This is a genomic window from Histidinibacterium aquaticum (genome assembly GCF_008710275.1).
GTDB classification, from domain to species: Bacteria; Pseudomonadota; Alphaproteobacteria; order Rhodobacterales; family Rhodobacteraceae; genus Oceanicola; species Oceanicola aquaticus.
On sequence record NZ_VYQE01000006.1, the window covers coordinates 169788 to 185980 of the forward strand.

Annotated in this window: 22 protein-coding genes; 6 read left to right on the forward strand and 16 right to left on the reverse strand. The window is 69.2% G+C overall.

The genetic code is table 11. The annotated features are described in order from the left end of the window. Positions 1 to 5: 5 nt before the first annotated feature. The 5 genes from F3S47_RS17490 to F3S47_RS17510 all read right to left on the reverse strand — a co-directional run bounded on the left by F3S47_RS17490 (position 6) and on the right by F3S47_RS17510 (position 3941). Positions 6 to 566: a TetR/AcrR family transcriptional regulator gene (locus tag F3S47_RS17490; protein ID WP_150446599.1), complete on the reverse strand. Its 561-nt coding sequence runs from the start codon at positions 564 to 566 to the stop codon at positions 6 to 8. Positions 567 to 658: 92 nt separating this feature from the next. Beyond that, positions 659 to 1495 (reverse strand): ABC transporter permease, encoded by an 837-nt coding sequence (locus tag F3S47_RS17495; RefSeq protein ID WP_150446600.1) that lies wholly within the window; start codon positions 1493 to 1495, stop codon positions 659 to 661. A 5-nt stretch (positions 1496 to 1500) separates the two neighbouring features. After that, on the reverse strand, positions 1501 to 2343 hold the full coding sequence (locus F3S47_RS17500) for an ABC transporter ATP-binding protein (protein ID WP_150446601.1): 843 nt from the start codon (positions 2341 to 2343) through the stop codon (positions 1501 to 1503). 59 nt (positions 2344 to 2402) lie between these two features. Next, a complete protein-coding gene (locus F3S47_RS17505; RefSeq protein ID WP_150446602.1) occupies positions 2403 to 3404 on the reverse strand; it encodes an ABC transporter substrate-binding protein in 1002 nt (333 codons plus the stop codon). A gap of 150 nt (positions 3405 to 3554) precedes the next feature. Beyond that, complete coding sequence (locus F3S47_RS17510) at positions 3555 to 3941, reverse strand: DUF2147 domain-containing protein (protein ID WP_150446603.1); 387 nt, start codon at positions 3939 to 3941, stop codon at positions 3555 to 3557. Positions 3942 to 4063: 122 nt separating this feature from the next. Between F3S47_RS17510 and hisA the strand changes: the two genes are divergently transcribed. Genes hisA through F3S47_RS17525 form a run of 3 tightly spaced genes read left to right on the forward strand, consistent with a single transcriptional unit; the run spans position 4064 to position 5885 of the window. Continuing rightward, positions 4064 to 4780, forward strand: a complete 717-nt coding sequence (gene hisA / locus F3S47_RS17515; RefSeq protein ID WP_150446604.1) for a 1-(5-phosphoribosyl)-5-[(5-phosphoribosylamino)methylideneamino]imidazole-4-carboxamide isomerase — start codon at positions 4064 to 4066, stop codon at positions 4778 to 4780. Positions 4781 to 4818: 38 nt separating this feature from the next. After that, complete coding sequence (gene hisF / locus F3S47_RS17520; protein WP_150446605.1) at positions 4819 to 5580, forward strand: imidazole glycerol phosphate synthase subunit HisF; 762 nt, start codon at positions 4819 to 4821, stop codon at positions 5578 to 5580. Next, positions 5577 to 5885: a phosphoribosyl-ATP diphosphatase gene (locus tag F3S47_RS17525; RefSeq protein ID WP_150446606.1), complete on the forward strand. Its 309-nt coding sequence runs from the start codon at positions 5577 to 5579 to the stop codon at positions 5883 to 5885. The genes hisF and F3S47_RS17525 overlap by 4 nt, the downstream gene beginning before the upstream one ends. Positions 5886 to 6023: 138 nt before the next feature. On the opposite strand, the gene F3S47_RS17530 is transcribed toward F3S47_RS17525, so the two are convergent. The 4 genes from F3S47_RS17530 to F3S47_RS17545 all read right to left on the reverse strand — a co-directional run bounded on the left by F3S47_RS17530 (position 6024) and on the right by F3S47_RS17545 (position 9413). Further along, positions 6024 to 6587, reverse strand: coding sequence for a fasciclin domain-containing protein (locus F3S47_RS17530; RefSeq protein ID WP_150446607.1), 564 nt, complete (start codon positions 6585 to 6587; stop codon positions 6024 to 6026). A 184-nt stretch (positions 6588 to 6771) separates the two neighbouring features. After that, positions 6772 to 8331: a trimethylamine methyltransferase family protein gene (locus F3S47_RS17535; RefSeq protein WP_150446608.1), complete on the reverse strand. Its 1560-nt coding sequence runs from the start codon at positions 8329 to 8331 to the stop codon at positions 6772 to 6774. Positions 8332 to 8424: 93 nt separating this feature from the next. After that, entirely contained in the window at positions 8425 to 9120 is a 696-nt protein-coding gene (locus tag F3S47_RS17540; RefSeq protein ID WP_150446609.1) for an HAD family hydrolase, read from the reverse strand. A gap of 14 nt (positions 9121 to 9134) precedes the next feature. Beyond that, entirely contained in the window at positions 9135 to 9413 is a 279-nt protein-coding gene (locus tag F3S47_RS17545; protein ID WP_150446610.1) for a DUF3572 domain-containing protein, read from the reverse strand. 91 nt (positions 9414 to 9504) lie between these two features. Here F3S47_RS17545 and F3S47_RS17550 point away from each other — a divergent pair, with 91 nt between their 5' ends. Continuing rightward, on the forward strand, positions 9505 to 10887 hold the full coding sequence (locus tag F3S47_RS17550) for a diguanylate cyclase (RefSeq protein ID WP_150446611.1): 1383 nt from the start codon (positions 9505 to 9507) through the stop codon (positions 10885 to 10887). 4 nt (positions 10888 to 10891) lie between these two features. Here the strand turns inward: F3S47_RS17550 and F3S47_RS17555 are convergent, their stop codons facing one another. The 4 genes from F3S47_RS17555 to F3S47_RS17570 form a co-directional block, all read right to left on the reverse strand. Further along, entirely contained in the window at positions 10892 to 11362 is a 471-nt protein-coding gene (locus F3S47_RS17555) for a periplasmic heavy metal sensor (RefSeq protein WP_150446612.1), read from the reverse strand. 2 nt (positions 11363 to 11364) lie between these two features. Beyond that, positions 11365 to 11700 (reverse strand): hypothetical protein, encoded by a 336-nt coding sequence (locus tag F3S47_RS17560; protein ID WP_150446613.1) that lies wholly within the window; start codon positions 11698 to 11700, stop codon positions 11365 to 11367. After that, on the reverse strand, positions 11693 to 12283 hold the full coding sequence (locus F3S47_RS17565; protein WP_150446614.1) for an RNA polymerase sigma factor: 591 nt from the start codon (positions 12281 to 12283) through the stop codon (positions 11693 to 11695). Before F3S47_RS17565 ends, F3S47_RS17560 begins: the two co-directional genes overlap by 8 nt. 75 nt (positions 12284 to 12358) lie before the next feature. Beyond that, positions 12359 to 12841 (reverse strand): EF-hand domain-containing protein, encoded by a 483-nt coding sequence (locus F3S47_RS17570; RefSeq protein WP_191090235.1) that lies wholly within the window; start codon positions 12839 to 12841, stop codon positions 12359 to 12361. A 230-nt stretch (positions 12842 to 13071) separates the two neighbouring features. Here F3S47_RS17570 and F3S47_RS17575 point away from each other — a divergent pair, with 230 nt between their 5' ends. Both F3S47_RS17575 and F3S47_RS17580 read left to right on the forward strand, forming a co-directional pair. Beyond that, on the forward strand, positions 13072 to 13470 hold the full coding sequence (locus F3S47_RS17575) for a DUF983 domain-containing protein (RefSeq protein WP_150446616.1): 399 nt from the start codon (positions 13072 to 13074) through the stop codon (positions 13468 to 13470). After that, positions 13454 to 14128, forward strand: a complete 675-nt coding sequence (locus F3S47_RS17580) for an NUDIX domain-containing protein (protein WP_150446617.1) — start codon at positions 13454 to 13456, stop codon at positions 14126 to 14128. Before F3S47_RS17575 ends, F3S47_RS17580 begins: the two co-directional genes overlap by 17 nt. On the opposite strand, the gene F3S47_RS17585 is transcribed toward F3S47_RS17580, so the two are convergent. The 3 genes from F3S47_RS17585 to F3S47_RS17595 are packed head-to-tail and all read right to left on the reverse strand — an operon-like array spanning position 14121 to position 16120. Beyond that, positions 14121 to 15014: a DMT family transporter gene (locus tag F3S47_RS17585; RefSeq protein ID WP_150446618.1), complete on the reverse strand. Its 894-nt coding sequence runs from the start codon at positions 15012 to 15014 to the stop codon at positions 14121 to 14123. The genes F3S47_RS17580 and F3S47_RS17585 overlap by 8 nt on opposite strands. Positions 15015 to 15027: 13 nt before the next feature. Next, complete coding sequence (locus F3S47_RS17590) at positions 15028 to 15921, reverse strand: fatty acid desaturase (RefSeq protein WP_150446619.1); 894 nt, start codon at positions 15919 to 15921, stop codon at positions 15028 to 15030. Then, complete coding sequence (locus F3S47_RS17595) at positions 15914 to 16120, reverse strand: DUF2061 domain-containing protein (protein ID WP_150446621.1); 207 nt, start codon at positions 16118 to 16120, stop codon at positions 15914 to 15916. Before F3S47_RS17595 ends, F3S47_RS17590 begins: the two co-directional genes overlap by 8 nt. Positions 16121 to 16193 lie beyond the last annotated feature (73 nt).

Consider the following 16193-nt stretch of genomic DNA (forward strand, 5'->3'; position numbering starts at 1 on the left):
CTGCCTCAGGCAGCGACCGGAACCGGCAGCAGCGGCCGGACCATGGTGCTGAGCCTCTCCTCCAGGTCGCCGGTGAGCGCCGCGTCCTTCTTGGCGACCCAGTCCTCCAGCACGGCGAGCAGTCCCGCCACGACGAAGCGCACGGTCTCCGGTGCCGGCTCCTGCCCGCTACGCCGCAGCTCGATGGCGAGCAGGCTCTCCACGCGCAGGGCGAGCTTACGGCGCAGGTCCGCCGGACCGCGCAGGCCCAGGACCTCGCGGTAGAGCGGCCGCAGGCTGCGGACATGCCAGGAGAGCCAGGCCAGCGTCAGCAGACGGCCCTCTCTCCGGACGAGCCCGCCCATCTCCTCCTCGGCGCCGGTCAGGGCGCGATCCACGAGAAGGTGCAGGACCGCGGCCTTGCCGGTAAAATGCGCGTAGACGGACGATCGTGCGAGATCGGCGCGATCCGCCAGGTCCTGGACCGAGGCACTGTGCCACCGACCCTCCTCCAGCATCGCCTGCGCCGCCATCGCCAACCGCGCCCGCGTGCGCCGCACTCTTCTGTCCGTCAGGTCCCTCGGCATGCTGCCCTCCTCCGAAAGTTTGTCCGGGGGCAAGCTACTCGACCGAAGGTTGATGATTGGTTAACGGACGGCGCTCCAATTTTGGGCGCGTGTCACGTCGGCGATCTTTCCGCCCATCCGGCGAATATTTTCTCAAGCGCGACAACGACATAGTAGAGAACGATCCCGAGGAACGCGAGCGCGATGAGGACCGCGAACATCAGCGGGTAGTCGGAATTCGTCTTGCCGCTGTCGAACAGCGCTCCGAGCCCGCGTCCATGGGGCGAGACGATTTCCATCAGGTTCGTCCCGATGAAGGCGAGAGTCACGGCGACCTTGAGCGCGCCGAAGAACTCCGGAAGCGTCTTGGGCAGGGCGATCTTCCAGAAAATCGTCGTCTGGCTGGCCCCCAGCGACCGCAGGATGTCGCGGTATTCCGGCTCCAGCGTGGACAGGCCGATGGAAACGGACACGGCTATGGGAAAGAAGGAAATCATGAAGGCGATCAGGACGGTATTGAAGTCGTGCGCGCCGACGAACATTAGCGCGACGATCGGGACGACCGTCGCCTTCGGGATCGCGTTGAAGCCGACCAGAAGCGGATAGAGCGCCTCGCGCATGACCCGCGAGAACCCCATGACCATGCCGATCAGCACACCGACGATGACTGCGAGGACAAGGCCGACGACCGTCCGCCAGAGCGTCTGCCAGCCCATGACGAGGAAGAGCGACCAGTAGTCCGCGTAGGCCGGCGGCAGGTCCGACGGCGAGGCCATGACGTAGTCCGGCCAGCCGTTGACCCGGACCAGCAGTTCCCAGAGGACGAGGAAGACGACGACCGCCGCGAGCGGCGCCACCACGGCGCGGCTGGTCAGGAAGGAGGCGACCGACCTGGCGTGCGGCGCTGCCGCATCCTTCGCGCTGGTCAGGGGCGTGGGAACATAAGCCATTGGCGTCACACCATTCCTTGAGCGGTCGAGCCCGGCGGCGGCTCGGGGACCTCATCAGCCTCCGGCTGCGCGGGCGCGCGGCCCTGGGCCACCTCGATCTGGTGCCGGAGAATGTTGAGCATTTCGGCCGCCTCGGGCGTGTAGAGGTGATCGAGATCGCGTGGACCCGTGTCCGGTACGTCGAGAACGTATTGTGTCCGGGCGGGCCGTTGGGAGAGCACGACGACCTGGTCGGCCAGGAAGATGGATTCGCGCAGATCGTGGGTGATGAGGACGCAGGTGAAGGGCTCTTTCGCCTTCACCTGGTGCATGGTCTGCCAAAGATCCTCTCGCGTGAAGGCATCGAGCGCGCCGAAGGGCTCGTCGAGGATCAGAACATCGGGCTGATGGACGAGTGCACGGCAGAGCGAAGCGCGCTGGCGCATGCCGCCGGAAAGCTCCGATGGACGCTTGTCTTCGAAGCCCTCCAGGCCGACGAGCGCCAGCAGGTAGCGAGCCCGCTCCTCCTGCTCGCGGCGGGACATCTTCGAGGCGACGATCTCCAGCGGGAGCATCACGTTCTTAAGGATCGTCCGCCATTCCAGCATCACCGGATTCTGGAAGGCCATGCCGACCGTTGAGCGCGGCGAGGTCACGCGTTTTCCGTGCAGCCAGACCTCTCCCTCGTCCGGCTTCATCAGGCCCGCGATCAGCTTGGTCAGCGTGGACTTGCCACAGCCCGAGGGGCCCACCACCGCGACGAAACCGCCCTCGGGGACGGAGATGTCGAGCCCGTCCAGCACCGGCAGACGCCCGTCCTGGGTCTGGTAGGCGTGCCGCACGTTCTTGATGTCGATGAGCTTGTCCACGCGTCCCCCGCGGCGCTGGCTGGACACGGGCCCCCTAGAGGACCCGTGTCCGCTTTCGATCATTCGAGCGAGAAGCCGCCCTCCGGCAGGTATTCACCGGTGAAGTAGAGGCTCGCGTCCGGTTCCTGCTCGAACTGGTAGGTCGAGGCGATCTGCTCGAGCGCGCTCTCCATGCGCGCGTCGTCGATCGGGCCGAAGCCGTTCTCCATGGTCCAGTCGGTCATGACGTTTGCGTCGATCGAGAGCTGGAGGCGGCGCTGTTCGAGCTCCGCGTCGGCGGCAGGGTTGCGCTCCATCAGGCTGGCCGTGGCCGCTTCGGGATCGGCGATGGCGTCCTGCCAGCCCTTCGCCACGGCCCGGAGAAAGCCCTCGATCACCTCCGGATTTTCCGAGGCATATTCGGTGTTTACGATGACCGCATTGCCATAGAGGTCGACCCCGTGATCGGCCATCAGGATGGTGGAGATGTCGTCCTCGGGGATGCCGAGACGCACGAGGTTCAGGTAGGACGAGAAGGAGAAGCCGGTGATCGCGTCGACCTCGCCCTCGGCCAGCATGGGCTCGCGCGTGGGAAAGCCCACCGGCTCGACGGTGATCTCGTCCATGTTCAGATCGTTCTCGGCGGCGAAGATCGGGAACTGCGCCCAGGCGCCGTCCGGCGGCGGCGCGCCAAGGGTGCGGCCCATGAGGTCGGCCGGCTCCTCGACGCCCTGGGACACGCGCCCGATCACGGCGAAGGGCGGCTTGTCATAAACCATCATCACCGCGGTCACCGGGGCGCCAGGGTTCTGGTCGAGGAACTTGATGAGCGAATTGATGTCGGCGAAGCCCACGGGAAACGCACCCGTGGCCACTTTCGGAATGGCGTCCAACGACCCGTTTCCGGCGGAAATTTCCACGTCGAGGCCCTCTTCCTCGAAGTAGCCGTTGTCGATGGCCAGGAAGTAGGGCGCGGCGGGGCCTTCGAACTTCCAGTCGAGCGCGAAGGGCACTTCGGTCTGCGCGGCGGCCGAGCCCGCCGTGACGACTAGGCCCAGGGCAAATGCGTGCTTCAGGAACAAGGGACGTCTCCTCTCTGTCGGTGCGACCGCCTGCCTAGCGCGGTCGCGGGGCCGTGGCACGGCGACACGGAAACCGGCGCCCGCCCGGAAGAGGAGTGTGCTGAAGAACCGGGCGCCCGGCAAGTCCGGCGCCCGGTTATTGGGCAGAACTCAGTTCACGCGCACCCAGGTGCCCCCGTCGCGGCAGATCCCCAACACGCATCCGGAAACGGAGAGCTGATCGCCGGTGAGCTGAAGACGCGAGTTGTAGGTCTTGTCGCGGTCGGGCGACCAGACCTTGCCGCGATACTCTCCGCCACCCGAGGCAGTGGTGTCGAAGATGATCTGCCGGCCCACATTGGGCGACTCCATGCGCGCGCCCGAGGGATCGCGCGCCTCGATCAGCGTACCGCAAAGCGCGGCGCCACAGGACTCGACACGCACGATCCCGCGGTTGTTGTTGTCGTCGGGCGCCGTGGCCCAGAGCCCTTCCAGCGGATCGGCGGACGCGGCCCCTGCCAGGACGCAGAGCGCGAGGCTCAAGACGGTCTTCTTCATCGATTTCCTCCCTTTCGATGCGGGCAGCATCGCGTCATGCCGGCCCGCGGGCCAAGGCTGACCCGGCGTCGGCTTGCCCCCCGTGACGCAACGTGCTGAAAGCCGCCGAAAGGAGTGCGCCCATGATCCTCTACCCCGCCATCGACCTGAAGGACGGCCAGGCCGTTCGCCTGCTTCGCGGCGAGATGGAGCAGGCGACGGTCTTCAACGACGATCCCGCGGCGCAGGCCCTGGCCTTTGCCAAGGCCGGCGCGCGGTGGCTGCACCTGGTGGATCTCAACGGCGCCTTCGCGGGCGAGCCGGTCAACGCCGCACCGGTCGAACGGATCCTCGAGTCGGTAGAGATCCCGACACAGCTCGGCGGCGGCATCCGCGACATGGGCACGATCGAGCGCTGGCTGGAGAAGGGCCTGTCGCGCGTGATCCTCGGAACGGTCGCGGTGGAGAAGCCGGAGCTCGTGCGCGAGGCGGCGAAGGCCTTTCCGGGGCAGGTCGCCGTCGGGCTCGACGCCCGCAACGGACGTGTCGCGACCAAGGGCTGGGCGGAAGAGACCGAGCATCAGGTCACCGATCTGGCACGCAGCTTCGAGGACGCGGGCATCGCCGCCATCGTCTATACCGACATCGACCGGGACGGCGCGATGGGCGGGCCGAACATCCCGGCGACCGAGGCGCTGGCCCGCGCGGTCAGCATTCCGGTCATCGCCTCCGGCGGCGTGTCGTCGCTGGCGGACCTGGAGCGGCTCAAGGCCACGGGCGTGATCTCCGGCGCGATCTCGGGCCGGGCGCTTTACGACGGGGCGCTCGACCTGCGAGAGGCGCTCGACCTGCTGGGCTGACCCTTCCCCCCTGCCCCGATCCCGGCTAACCCTGCGCCATGCTCAAAACCCGCATCATTCCCTGCCTCGACGTCGCCGACGGGCGCGTGGTGAAAGGCGTGAACTTCCTCGACCTGCGCGACGCGGGCGATCCCGTCGAACAGGCGCGGGTCTACGACGCCGCCGGAGCGGACGAGCTCTGTTTCCTCGACATCCACGCCACGCACGAGAACCGCGGCACGATGTACGACCTCGCGACCCGGACGGCGGAGCATTGCTTCATGCCGCTGACCATCGGCGGCGGCGTGCGGACGGTCGAGGACGTGCGCAACCTGCTCCTGGCGGGCGCGGACAAGGTGAGCTTCAACTCCGCCGCGGTCGCGAACCCGGACGTTCTGACCGAGGCCGCCATGCGGTTCGGGAGCCAGTGCATCGTCTGCGCGATAGACGCCAAGACCGTCGCTCCCGGACGCTGGGAGATCTTCACGCACGGGGGCCGCAAGCCGACCGGCATCGATGCGGTGACCTTTGCCCGGACAGCTGTCGAGAAGGGCGCGGGGGAGATCCTGCTGACCTCGATGGACCGCGACGGGACCAAGGCCGGGTTCAACATCGCGCTGACCCGCGCGATCTCGGATGCGGTGGAGGTGCCGGTCATCGCCAGCGGCGGCGTCGGGACGCTCGATCATCTCGTCGAAGGCGTGCGGGACGGGGGCGCCTCGGCGGTCCTCGCCGCGTCGATCTTCCACTTCGGGACTTACACCATCGCCGAGGCCAAGGCGCACATGGCCGCGGCGGGCATACCGATGAGGATGCAATGAGCCTTTACCGCCTGGCCGAGACCATCGCCGCCCGGAAAGGAGCCGACCCGGACGAGAGCTGGACGGCGAAGCTGCTGGCCAAAGGGCCCGAGAAGGCCGCCGAGAAGTTCGGGGAAGAAGCGGTCGAGGCCGTGATCGAGGCGGTGAAGGGAGACCGGGCGCGACTCACGGAAGAAGCGGCGGACGTGCTCTACCACCTGCTGGTCATGTGTGCCTCGCGGGACGTGACGCTTGAGGACATCGAGTCCGAGCTCACCCGGCGCGAGGGGACGAGCGGGATCGACGAGAAGGCCTCGCGGGGCTGATTTGAGCACCTGGACGAGCGTCCGCAGCTGCTCACCTGTCCATGTCCCGTAATCGGACATTTATCCGCTTCTGGACGCCGGAACGAAAAGCGGCCGCCCCTAGGGACGGCCGCTCATCAGGACGGATGTCCGGATGTTTTACCCGGCATAACCGGCGGGAAGGAGAACGCGGTCGATGACGTGCACGACGCCGTTCGACTGGTCGACGTCCGCGGTGGTCACGGTGGCGACGCGGCCGTTCGGGTCACGCAGCATGATCATGCCGCCTTCCATGTAGGCTTCCATCGTGCAGCCGCCCACGGTCTCGATCGGGTGCACGCCGCCGTCGTCGGCGATCATGCCCGCGATGGCGGTCGAGAAGGCCTCGGCGCCCACGACGTGACAGGTCAGAACCTGCTGCAGCGCGGCCTGGTTCTCGGGCGCGAGCAGGGTCTGGAGCGACTCGTCGGCGATCATGTCGAAGGCCGCGTTGGTGGGCGCGAAGACGGTGAAGGGGCCTTCGCCCGAGAGCGTCTCGACGAGCTCGGCGGCCTGCACGGCGCTCACGAGCGTGGTCAGGTTCGGGGCCTGGGACGCGTTCTCGACGATGGTCATGTCGGCCATCATCGGCGCGCCGCCGACCATCGGGTTGTCCTGGGACACGGCGGCGGAGCCGATAAGGGCAGCGGCAGCGGTGGCAGCGGCAAAGATCGTCGTCTTCATGGGTCTCTCCTGTTTCAACTGTCGTCACGCACCGGGTTCATCCCGGCGGCGTATGACCAAGGCACGTAGCGGAAGGCAGATCAGTTTCAGGAGATCTGACGAATTTGTGCACTCAAGCGAGAGCGGGCCGTATCCGGCTGAAAGAACGACATTATTTCCGCCAGTCCGACAGGCGCAGCGCGGTTCAGAAGTCCGTAGGCGCCCCGCCCTCGGCACGCCGGCGCTCCACGAAGTCCTCCAGCGCGCCGCGTGCCGAGTCCTCGATTAGCGGCGCAGGGACCTCCGCGAGGATCTCCTGCACCCGCAAATGCGCGCGCGAGGCGGTCCAGTGCATCCCGTCCGCGGCCCAGGCCTCGAAGTTGCGCCAGTCCGACACGATCGGCTGATAGAACGCCGTCTCGTAGCGGGCGCGTGTATGGGAGACGCCGAAATAGTGTCCGGTGGAGCCCACTTCCGCGATGGCGTCGAGCGCGATCTCCTCCGGACCCGCGGCGACTAGCGCGGGCTCCATGTACCGCTGGATCATCTGGATCACCTCACAGTCCATGACGAACTTCTCGGGGCTCGCCACAAGCCCGCCCTCCAGCCAGCCCGCGGCATGGTAGACGAGGTTCGTCCCCGACTGCACCGCGGCCCAGAGCGCGTTCGACGTTTCCCACATGGCCTGCCCGTCTGGGACGTTGGCGGTGCAGCTGCCCGAGGACCGGAGCGGCAATCCGTAGAAGCGCGCCATCTGTCCCGCCATCTGCGTCGCCCTCATGTATTCCGGCGTCCCGAAGGCGGGCGCGCCGGACTTCATGTCCACGTTCGAGGTGAAGGTGCCCATGGCGCAGGCCACCCCCGGCCGGACGTACTGGAAGAGCGCGATGGCCGAGAGCGCCTCGGCCACGGAGAGCGTCACGGCGCCCGCAATGGTGACCGGGGCCATGGCGCCGGCCAGGGTGAAAGGCGTGACGACGATGGCCTGGTTGCGCCGCGCGAGGCGCAGGCAGCCATCGATCATGGGCCAGTCATGCTTGAGCGGCGAGGTCGAGTTGATGTTGGTGAACATGTGCGGAGTCGCCTCGAACTCCGCCTCCGAGAGCCCGCCCGCCAGCCGGACCATCTCCATCGCGTCTTCCACGCGCTCCGGCCCAAGGGAATAGGCGTGGATCACCTTGTCGGTCAGCACGAGCTTGTCGGAGATCGCGTCGAGGTGGCGGAGCGAAGGGTGGAGGTCCACCGGCTCGACCGGGTAGCCACCGATGAAATGGATGCAGTTGAAGTGCTGCGAGAGCTTCAGGAGGTCGGCGCAGAGAGCCCGGCTCCCCGGTATCTTGCGCCAGGTGGCGTGGTCCCAGTAGCTCGGCGGCGAGGAGACGTTGCCGAAAGCGAGAGAGGTCCCGCCCACGCGGATTTCGCGGTCCGGGTTGCGCGGGGTGATCGTGAAGGCGGAGGGCGCCTTGGCCACCATCTCCGTCACGAAGTCCGCATCGAGCCGGACCGTCTGGCCCTCGACACTCTGGCCCGCCTGCCGGAAGAGTGCGAGCGCTTCGTCGTTCAGGAAATCGATACCTATCTCGGACAGGATATGCAGTGCGCCCTCGTGGATCGCCTGCACGCCCTCTGGCGTCAGCGGCTCCGTCGGCCGGTCCAGGTTCTCGACGAGCCGCCACGGGGGCTGGCCCCGCCCGGTCCCGCGCTTGGCGGCTGTCCCGGCCCGGCCCCCGGCCCTGCGCCTGCGCGGCTCTCGCTGGTCGTCCATGCGGATCTCCTTCGATCCGCCCAGTCTGCGTCGCCCGGGGCTTTCTGGGAATGGCGGATTGCGACGGGCCGCGTCGCATTCGGCCCGGCGGGATCAGCCGGCCGTGTGCAGCAGGCCGGGCAGTTGGGCGATATTGGGCAGGACGAGGTCGGCATGCGGCGCGAGGTCCGCCTCCGAGGCAAGCCCGGTGAGCACGGCGATGCAGGTCATGCCGGCGGCGCGTCCCGCCATCATGTCATGCGTGCTGTCGCCCACCATCGCCACCCGCGCGGGATCGAGGCGCGTCGCGTCGCAGAAGGCCAGGAGCTGGCCGGGACCTGGCTTGTGTCCGTGCCCGCTGTCGGCGCCCACCACGAGGTCGAAGAGGTCCTCGACCTTCGAGGCCGCGAGATGCGCGCGGGCGGGACCCTCGCTGTCGTTCGTGGCGACGCCGAGCCGCAGTCCGCGGTCGCGCAAGTTCGTCAGGAAGGGGACGAGATCGGTCGCCTCCACCTGCGGCGCCCGGGCCGCCCGGGCATCCATCCGCGCGATCAGGTCGCCGCGCCGCGCATGCGGCAGGAGCGGCAGGATCGTGTCGGCGACCTCGGCGATGGTATGGGCGACGACGATACTGTCCTTCCGAAACCGGCGGCGGGCGGTGTCGTATCCCAGGATCTCGGCCAGGGCCTCGACCGTGGCGGGGTCGCCTCCGGTTTCCTCTCTCAGCATCGAGAGCGTCCAGGCGCCCCAGGTCGCATTGAAGTCGTAGAGCGTTCCGTCCTTGTCGAAGACGATCCCCTCGAGCTCCATGGGGTCCGTCCGGCTCAGGTCCAATGGACCTGCTCGGCGCCCGGCAGGGTGTAGCGGGCGCGCAGTGGCTCGTCGTAGCCTACGCCGGTCGCATCGCAAAAGGCGGTCACCCAGGCATCGTCCATCGTCAGGAACTCCAGCACGGAGGCCAGGAACGCGGGATCGGTCGCGCCACGGCGCATGTCCTCGGCCGAGGCTCCGGTAGACCCCAGAAAAACGGGGCCAAGCTCATCGTTCGAGGCGAGCCATCCCAGGGCCAGGATCGCGACGGTTTCTGCACGGTCGGCGTTCATCGGACTCCCCTAACAGGATGAGAACCCTTTTTTAACCTCTCCGGCCGACAGTTCCAGCGGGCGCGGAGCGAGTGCATGGAAAGGACCACTCATGTCGGCGAGGATCTTCATTCTGGACGGTGCGGTCACCAACCGCATCGTCCTCAAGGTCAGGTTGCTGGCCGCGCGCTACGACGTCGAGGTCGCCGCCTCCCTCTCCGCCGCTGCCCGGTCCATGGCGGCCCGTCGGCCGGACCTGGTGCTTGTGGATTGCGGCGCGGGCGACCCCGAGGATCTCGCGATCCTGCAGGACGTTCGCGCCCTCCCCGGAGCCCCGGGCGTCCCCATCGTCGCCATGGGCGGGCTCGACAGCCCCGACGCGCGCCTCGCCGGGTTCGCCGCGGGCGCGGACGAGGTCATGACGACGCCCATCCACGATGTCCTGCTCCTCGCCCGGATCCGGTCGCTGCTGCGCATCCGCGATACCGAGGCCGAGCTTGCCCTGCGGGAGGAGACCGCCCGCGCTCTCGGTTTTTCCGAGCCGCCGGCGGGCTTCGAGGGGCCGGAGCGGATATCGCTCGTCGTCCCGGCGACCGCCGAGGGACGGCGAAGGGCCGAGTCCGTGGCGAGGGCCCTGCCCGGTCCGGTCGACATCCTAGCGCCGGAGGACGCCCTGGCGACGCGGTCGGCGACCGACATCTACCTCATCGATGCCACCTGCCTGGACGACCGAACCTTCCGGGCGGAGATCTTTCACCTCGTGGCCGACCTGCGCGCCCGATCGGCCAGCCGGTTTGCCGCCCAGCTCGTGATCCTGCCGCGCGGGTCGGAGGGCATGGCGGGCATGGTCCTCGACCTCGGGGCCGACGACCTGGTCTGTCACGACGTCGGCCTCCAGGAACTCGCGCACCGCGTGCGGACCCTTCTCAGGCGGAAGCGCCAGCAGGACGCGTTGCGCGCGACGGTTGCCTCGGGACTCGAAGCGGCGGTCACCGATCCGCTGACCGGGCTGCACAACCGCCGCTACGCGGAATCGCACCTGGCCCACCTCTGCCACCGGGGCCGCGAGGAGAAGCGCAGCTTCGCGATGATGGTGCTCGACATCGACCATTTCAAACAGATCAACGATCGCTGGGGCCACGCGGCCGGCGACGCGGTCCTCAAGGCCGTGGCGGACCGGTTGCGGATCAACGTGCGCTCCGTCGATCTCGTGGCGCGGATCGGGGGAGAGGAGTTCCTCGTGGCGATGCCGGACACCTCGGCGGCGGTGGCGCAACACGCGGCCGAGAGGCTCTGCCATCTGATCGAGGAGATGCGCATCGCCGTCCCTGGCACCCGGATGCCCGTTCGGGTGACGATGTCGATCGGGGTCGCGCTGGGGAACTGCGACGGGTCGCCGTGTGAAGACATCGACGCGCTGCTCTGCCGGGCCGACGCCGCGCTCTATGCCGCCAAGAACTCGGGGCGCAACACCGTGAGCCTCTCCGCGGCCTGAGAGGTCAGTCGCCGCGACCGGACGGGCCGCGACGGAAGGCCACCTCGCGGAGGCGCGTTGCGAGCTGCGCCCGGGCGGCGGGCTCCATGGAAGAGATGTGAGAGACGAGAACCCTCTGCGCGGCGGAAATCACATCCGCACCCCGATGGCGCTGGGACTCGAGATGCGCGGCGAGGGTCTCGGGGTCGAACGGCTCGGTCTCCAGGATCGCGGCGAGCCGCTGCATCTCCGCGCGCCTGTCGCCCGGCCCGGGGACACGAACGGCCTCGTTGCGGCGCAGCTCGCCCGCGATGGCGCGGCGGTCCTCCGGCGCGAGCGCGCGGCCCAGCGGCCCGGCGCTGAACTCCACCCGGGGCGGAGGCGCGAAGCGCCGTCCCGACAGGCCGTGGCCCAGCACGATCCCGACGATCAACAGATTGAACGCTAGCGAAACGACAAGTGCGATACGCAGCCCGCGGCCCGGACGTCTGGCCATTCCTATCCCTCCGCGTCGAGAAGGAGATCGCTCTCGGGCAAGAGCGAGACGACCACGGGCTCGCCCAGGAGACCGCCCGTGACCCCGGAGAGCGCCGACGGTGCCGCCAGCCCGATCCAGACGCCCGCGAGCGTCGCCGCGCCGAGCGTTCCCGCGCCGACCCAGCCGCCGAGCGCCCGCCAGAGCGACGGCGCGGCCTCCGCCCGGCCGGTGCGCCGGGGCATCTCGGCGGCGGCGTCCGCCACGATGCGGGCGGTCAGCGCCGCCGACACGTCGGGCCGCGTCTCCCGCGCCTCCGCGAAGAGCATGTCGAGCTCGTCGGTTTCCGGTTCAGTCATCGGTGAACCCCAATTCCTCGCGCCGGGCGGCGAGTGCCGCGCTGAGGGCGCGCCGGCCCCGGGCGGTCAGACTCTCGACCGCCTCGACGCCGATGTCCATGATCCGGGCGATCTCCGGGTTGGAGAGCCCCTCGAGATGGCGCAACGCCACCGCCTGCGCCTGCCGCTCCGGCAAGGTGGCGAGCGCGGTCGACAGGGCCTTCAGACGGTCGCGGCGCTGCATGTCGTCGGCCGCCGTCGGCCGGCCGTCCTCCGGTTCGGGCACCGCTTCGAGGGCGACGCCCCGGCCCCGCACCCTCAGGCGGTCGGTGCAGAGGTTGGCCACGACCCGGTAGAGCCAGGTCGAGACGCGCGCCTCTGCGCGCCAGCTGGGCGCCTGCCGCCAGAGCCGGAGCATCGCCTCCTGCGTCACGTCCTCCGCCTCGGCCCGGTCCGCCAGCATCCGCTGCGCCTGCGCCAGGACGCGCGGGGCGTGGCGGGCCGTGAGGCTGCGCGCGGCGGAGAGGTCCCCGTCGGCGTAGGCCGCCATCAGGTCGGCGTCGGAGGACGCGCCGCCTCCCTGATCCGTCGCACCGTCGCTCATCGCTCCCCGGCATAGTCCCTAGTCCCGGACGGCGTCCATCGGCGGCGCGCGGGAGGGCGCGCCGCCGGGAGCGCATCAGTGACGGCCGAACCGCGGGCCGCCGTGGCGAGGGCCGTGCTCCCGCCCGGCGAACCGCTCGGACAGCGAAGAGAACTCGTCCTCGGACACCGCCCCGTCCCCGTCGCGGTCGAGCCGCTCGAAGGCAGTGGGACGTGGCGCGGGGGTCGTGAACTCCTCCGCCTGGAGAACGCCGTCGCCGTTCGCGTCGAGACGCGCGACGAGGCGCTCCATCCGCTCGGCCAGGCGCTCGGCGCGCGCGGCTTCGGCGGCGGCCACCATCTCTTCGGCGGTCAGGCTGCCGTCACCGTCGGCGTCGGCCTCCGCGAAGCGATCCATCAGCGGCGCGCGAAGCTCGTCCTCGCTCAGGGCGCCGTCGCCATCGGTGTCGAGCTCGGCGAAATCCGGGCGGTCGGCGGGGCCGAAGCCCTGCGCCTGCGCCCCCTGCACGGCGACGCCCGCCAGGAGGGCTGCGATCAGAAGAGGTGTCTTGAAGGTCATGGGAGGATCCTTTCGGCGTGTTGGCTCTGCTCCGGCCCAGTGCCGAAGTCCCTCCCTGAACGGGCCGTGCCCGGGATTCCGTCGCGGACGACCGAAAAAACCTCTCCCCCACGGCGGGGTTTTGCGACAAGCCGACGCAAGAGCCATCTGTCCCCTTCCCTAATCGCCTCCGTCCTCCCACCTTGCGCAGGACAGCCCCGCCTACCGGGGCCGACTTCGAAGGACGTGCCATGAGCCAAGAGACCCGCCACGACGAAGAGGGACCGGACCGTCCGGCGAGCCCCGCGATGTGGCGCGGCTTTCGCCGGAAGTGTCCGAACTGCGGCCAGGGTCCCATGTTCGAAACCTACCTCAAGGTTTCGGACAGCTGTCCGGTTTGCGCGGAGGAGCTGCGCCATCATCGGGCCGACGACGGGCCGGCCTACCTGACGATCCTTGTCGTCGGGCACCTCATGGCGCCGGTGATCCACGTCCTCTTCACCCAGTTCCGGCCCGATCCGCTGGTGATGGCGACGATCCTGACGGTCGGCTGCGTGGCGCTCTCGCTCTACCTGCTGCCGCGCCTGAAGGGGCTCGTCGTGGGCATCCAGTGGGCCAAGCGGATGCACGGTTTTGGCAAGACCGCCTGAGGCGGTCCCCGTCCCTGTCCGCGATGCGGCGGCCGTGATCCTCGTGCGCGACGGCGCGCGCGTGCTGATGGGCCGGCGCGGTGCCAGCGCGGTGTTCCTTCCGTCCAAGTGGGTCTTTCCGGGCGGCGCCGTGGACCCCGGCGACGACAGGGTGCCGCTCGCCGGTCTACTGTCCAATAGCGACCGTCTGACCGAAGAGAGCGCGGCCACGCCGGAGGCCCTCGCGGCGGCGGCGATCCGGGAGCTCTGGGAAGAGACCGGCCAGATGCTCGGACGACCGGGCGACTGGGACGCGCCCCCCGGCTGGCGTGCGTTTGCCGCGACCGGGCACCGGCCGGACGCCTCCGCCCTCCGCTTCGTCGCCCGGGCGGTCACTCCCCCGGGCCGGCCCCGCCGCTTCGACGCGCGCTTCTTCCTGGCGGAGGCCGAGGCGCTGGTCTCCGACCCCGACGACTTTTCCCGTGCGGAGGACGAGCTGACCGGCCTCCACTGGGTCCCGCTCGCCGAGGCCGACCGGCTGGAGCTGCCCGGTATCACCCGTCTCGTTCTGGAAGAGGTCCGCGCGGTCCTGCGGCGCGGGCCATCGGACCGGGTCCCCTTCTACCGGGACGGCGCGGAGGAGGCGGCGCTCGCGCGGCTCGCGAAACGGGTCAGGTGACGAGGACGAGGGCCACGATGGAGGCGCCGAGCACGATCATTCCGAGGCCCTCGGTCCGGGTGATGCGCTCTCCGAAGACGAGGACCGAGACCAGCGCCGAGAGGATCAGCTCCGCCTGGCCGACAGCCTTCACCAGGGCGACCGTCTGCATGGCGAAGGCCGTGAACCAGCAGGCCGAGCCGATCATCGAGGTGATGCCGACGAGCCCCGACACCCGCCAGGAGCGCAGGACGCGGCCCACCTCTCCGCGCTCGCGCCAGAGCAGCCAGGCGCCCAGGATGAGGGTCTGCGCCGCCGTCACGCAGGCGAGAGTGACTAGCGCGCGCAGCAGCGCGTCGCCGGAGGCCAGCCCGAGCGTCGCGCCGCGGTAGCCGACCGCCGAGATCGCGAAGCCGAGGCCGGAGGCCAGGCCGAGCGCCGTCGCACGGTTCCAGAACCGCGCCTGCGCCAGCCCCGGCGTGCGGGAAAGCAGCAGCACGCCCACGAGGCCGAGGCAGATCGCCCAGAAGGCCCCCCAGGAGATCGCCTCTCCCAGCACCACGATCCCGACGAGGGCCGAGAGAAGGACCTCCGTCTTCTTGAACGTGATTCCGACGGCGAAGTTGCGGTGTTTGAAGAGGCTGACGGTGCAGATCGTCGCAAGGATCTGGGCGATGCCGCCGATCAGCGCGTAGGGCCAGAAGCCCGCCTCCGGAACCGGAAGCCCCTGCCCGCTCGCCGCGCCGTATAGGACGGCGGCGACGGCCACGAGCGGGGCCGACCAGACGAAGCGCGCGAAGGTGGCGCCGGCGGCCGTGAGCGTGCCGGAGGCCAGCCGCTTCTGCAGCATGAAGCGCAGCGTCTGTGCCGACGCCGCGCCGAGGGTCACGAAGATCCAAGGCTCCATGCGCCCCTATCGCCTACCCCTGCGGGCTGCGCCAGAGCGGATGCGGCACCGGGTCCTTGGCGCGCCAGAGATACCGCGCGAAAACCTCAGCGTAGGAGCGGTATCGATACCCCTCGTTCACCGCGAGGTAGCGTCCCGGGTTGCGGGCGTAGACCTGCGGCAGCCGGTACCAGGGCACGCGCGGATGCATGTGGTGAACGACGTGGAGGTTGTTGTTGAGGAAGAGCAGCGCGAGCGGGCCGCGATCCTCGATGATCACCGTGCGGGCGCGCGCCTTCTCATGCGCCTGATGCTCCAGGAAAGTCCGGATCTTGAGGAGCCCGAGCGCGATGTAGGCCGCGACGAGGTAGGCCCAGAGAGGCATCGGCGACAGGGCAACGATGACAGCGAGGACAGCGATGCCCGGCAGGTGCCACAGCCACCCGGCCCGCACCCGCGCATCGCGACGGCGGCTCCAGTCCTGCGCCATAAAGGCGATCTGCCCGACGATCGGCCCGATCAGCATCCGCCCCGCGAGCGTGTTGTTCACCCGCAGCAGGAGCCGGGCCCAGAGCGGCATCCGGTCCCAGCGCGAGGGGTCGAGGTAATTGCTCTCCGGGTCGTCGTAGGGATCGGTCAGGATGGAATCGCGGTGGTGCGCCAGGTGCGTGTCGCGGAACCGCAGGTAGGGGACGAAGAGCGCGAGCGGCAGCCAGACTAGCGCGGCGTTGACACGTTCGTTCGGGAAGGGATGGCCGTGGATCGCCTCGTGACTGAGCGAGGAATGCAGCGCGGCCGCGACGGCGACGACGGGCACCGCGAGCCAGAGCGATACGGTGGCGAGCCAGAAGAGGCCGAGGCCCCAGGCGAGATAGGTCGCGGCCAGCAATCCGAGGGTCGGCCATTCCACGGGTCGCCGGTCAGACATCGACACGGCCCCAGGAGATATTGGCCCAGACCCGCTCGTAGATCAGGTAGCTGAGGAAGCCGAGCGTGGCGTTGGCGAGGGCCATCGCGCCGCCCGTCAGGGCAGAGCCGGTGGCGATGAAGCCGACGATCGACATCACGACGAGACCGAGCAGCGTCCACAGCACGGCCTTTACGACGGACCGGGTCCGCGTTTCCATGTGTCCTCCAAAGTACTGTAATTTATACCCTTCTTTTGATGCGAGGGCGCGGCTTGGCGCCAGACTGTATCTG

Bases quoted from the DNA above. Each gene is read 5' to 3' on its own strand.
- F3S47_RS17590 (WP_150446619.1), bottom strand. From the start codon at position 15,921: ATGTCTGACCGGCGACCCGTGGAATGGCCGACCCTCGGATTGCTGGCC.
- F3S47_RS17540 (WP_150446609.1), bottom strand. From the start codon at position 9,120: ATGGAGCTCGAGGGGATCGTCTTCGACAAGGACGGAACGCTCTACGAC.
- F3S47_RS17545 (WP_150446610.1), bottom strand. From the start codon at position 9,413: ATGAACGCCGACCGTGCAGAAACCGTCGCGATCCTGGCCCTGGGATGG.
- F3S47_RS17495 (WP_150446600.1), bottom strand. From the start codon at position 1,495: ATGGCTTATGTTCCCACGCCCCTGACCAGCGCGAAGGATGCGGCAGCG.
- hisA (WP_150446604.1), top strand. From the start codon at position 4,064: ATGATCCTCTACCCCGCCATCGACCTGAAGGACGGCCAGGCCGTTCGC.
- F3S47_RS17585 (WP_150446618.1), bottom strand. From the start codon at position 15,014: ATGGAGCCTTGGATCTTCGTGACCCTCGGCGCGGCGTCGGCACAGACG.
- F3S47_RS17530 (WP_150446607.1), bottom strand. From the start codon at position 6,587: ATGAAGACGACGATCTTTGCCGCTGCCACCGCTGCCGCTGCCCTTATC.
- F3S47_RS17510 (WP_150446603.1), bottom strand. From the start codon at position 3,941: ATGAAGAAGACCGTCTTGAGCCTCGCGCTCTGCGTCCTGGCAGGGGCC.
- F3S47_RS17565 (WP_150446614.1), bottom strand. From the start codon at position 12,283: ATGAGCGACGGTGCGACGGATCAGGGAGGCGGCGCGTCCTCCGACGCC.
- F3S47_RS17555 (WP_150446612.1), bottom strand. From the start codon at position 11,362: ATGGCCAGACGTCCGGGCCGCGGGCTGCGTATCGCACTTGTCGTTTCG.
- F3S47_RS17595 (WP_150446621.1), bottom strand. From the start codon at position 16,120: ATGGAAACGCGGACCCGGTCCGTCGTAAAGGCCGTGCTGTGGACGCTG.
- F3S47_RS17560 (WP_150446613.1), bottom strand. From the start codon at position 11,700: ATGACTGAACCGGAAACCGACGAGCTCGACATGCTCTTCGCGGAGGCG.
- F3S47_RS17535 (WP_150446608.1), bottom strand. From the start codon at position 8,331: ATGGACGACCAGCGAGAGCCGCGCAGGCGCAGGGCCGGGGGCCGGGCC.
- hisF (WP_150446605.1), top strand. From the start codon at position 4,819: ATGCTCAAAACCCGCATCATTCCCTGCCTCGACGTCGCCGACGGGCGC.
- F3S47_RS17525 (WP_150446606.1), top strand. From the start codon at position 5,577: ATGAGCCTTTACCGCCTGGCCGAGACCATCGCCGCCCGGAAAGGAGCC.
- F3S47_RS17570 (WP_191090235.1), bottom strand. From the start codon at position 12,841: ATGACCTTCAAGACACCTCTTCTGATCGCAGCCCTCCTGGCGGGCGTC.
- F3S47_RS17490 (WP_150446599.1), bottom strand. From the start codon at position 566: ATGCCGAGGGACCTGACGGACAGAAGAGTGCGGCGCACGCGGGCGCGG.
- F3S47_RS17550 (WP_150446611.1), top strand. From the start codon at position 9,505: ATGTCGGCGAGGATCTTCATTCTGGACGGTGCGGTCACCAACCGCATC.
- F3S47_RS17575 (WP_150446616.1), top strand. From the start codon at position 13,072: ATGAGCCAAGAGACCCGCCACGACGAAGAGGGACCGGACCGTCCGGCG.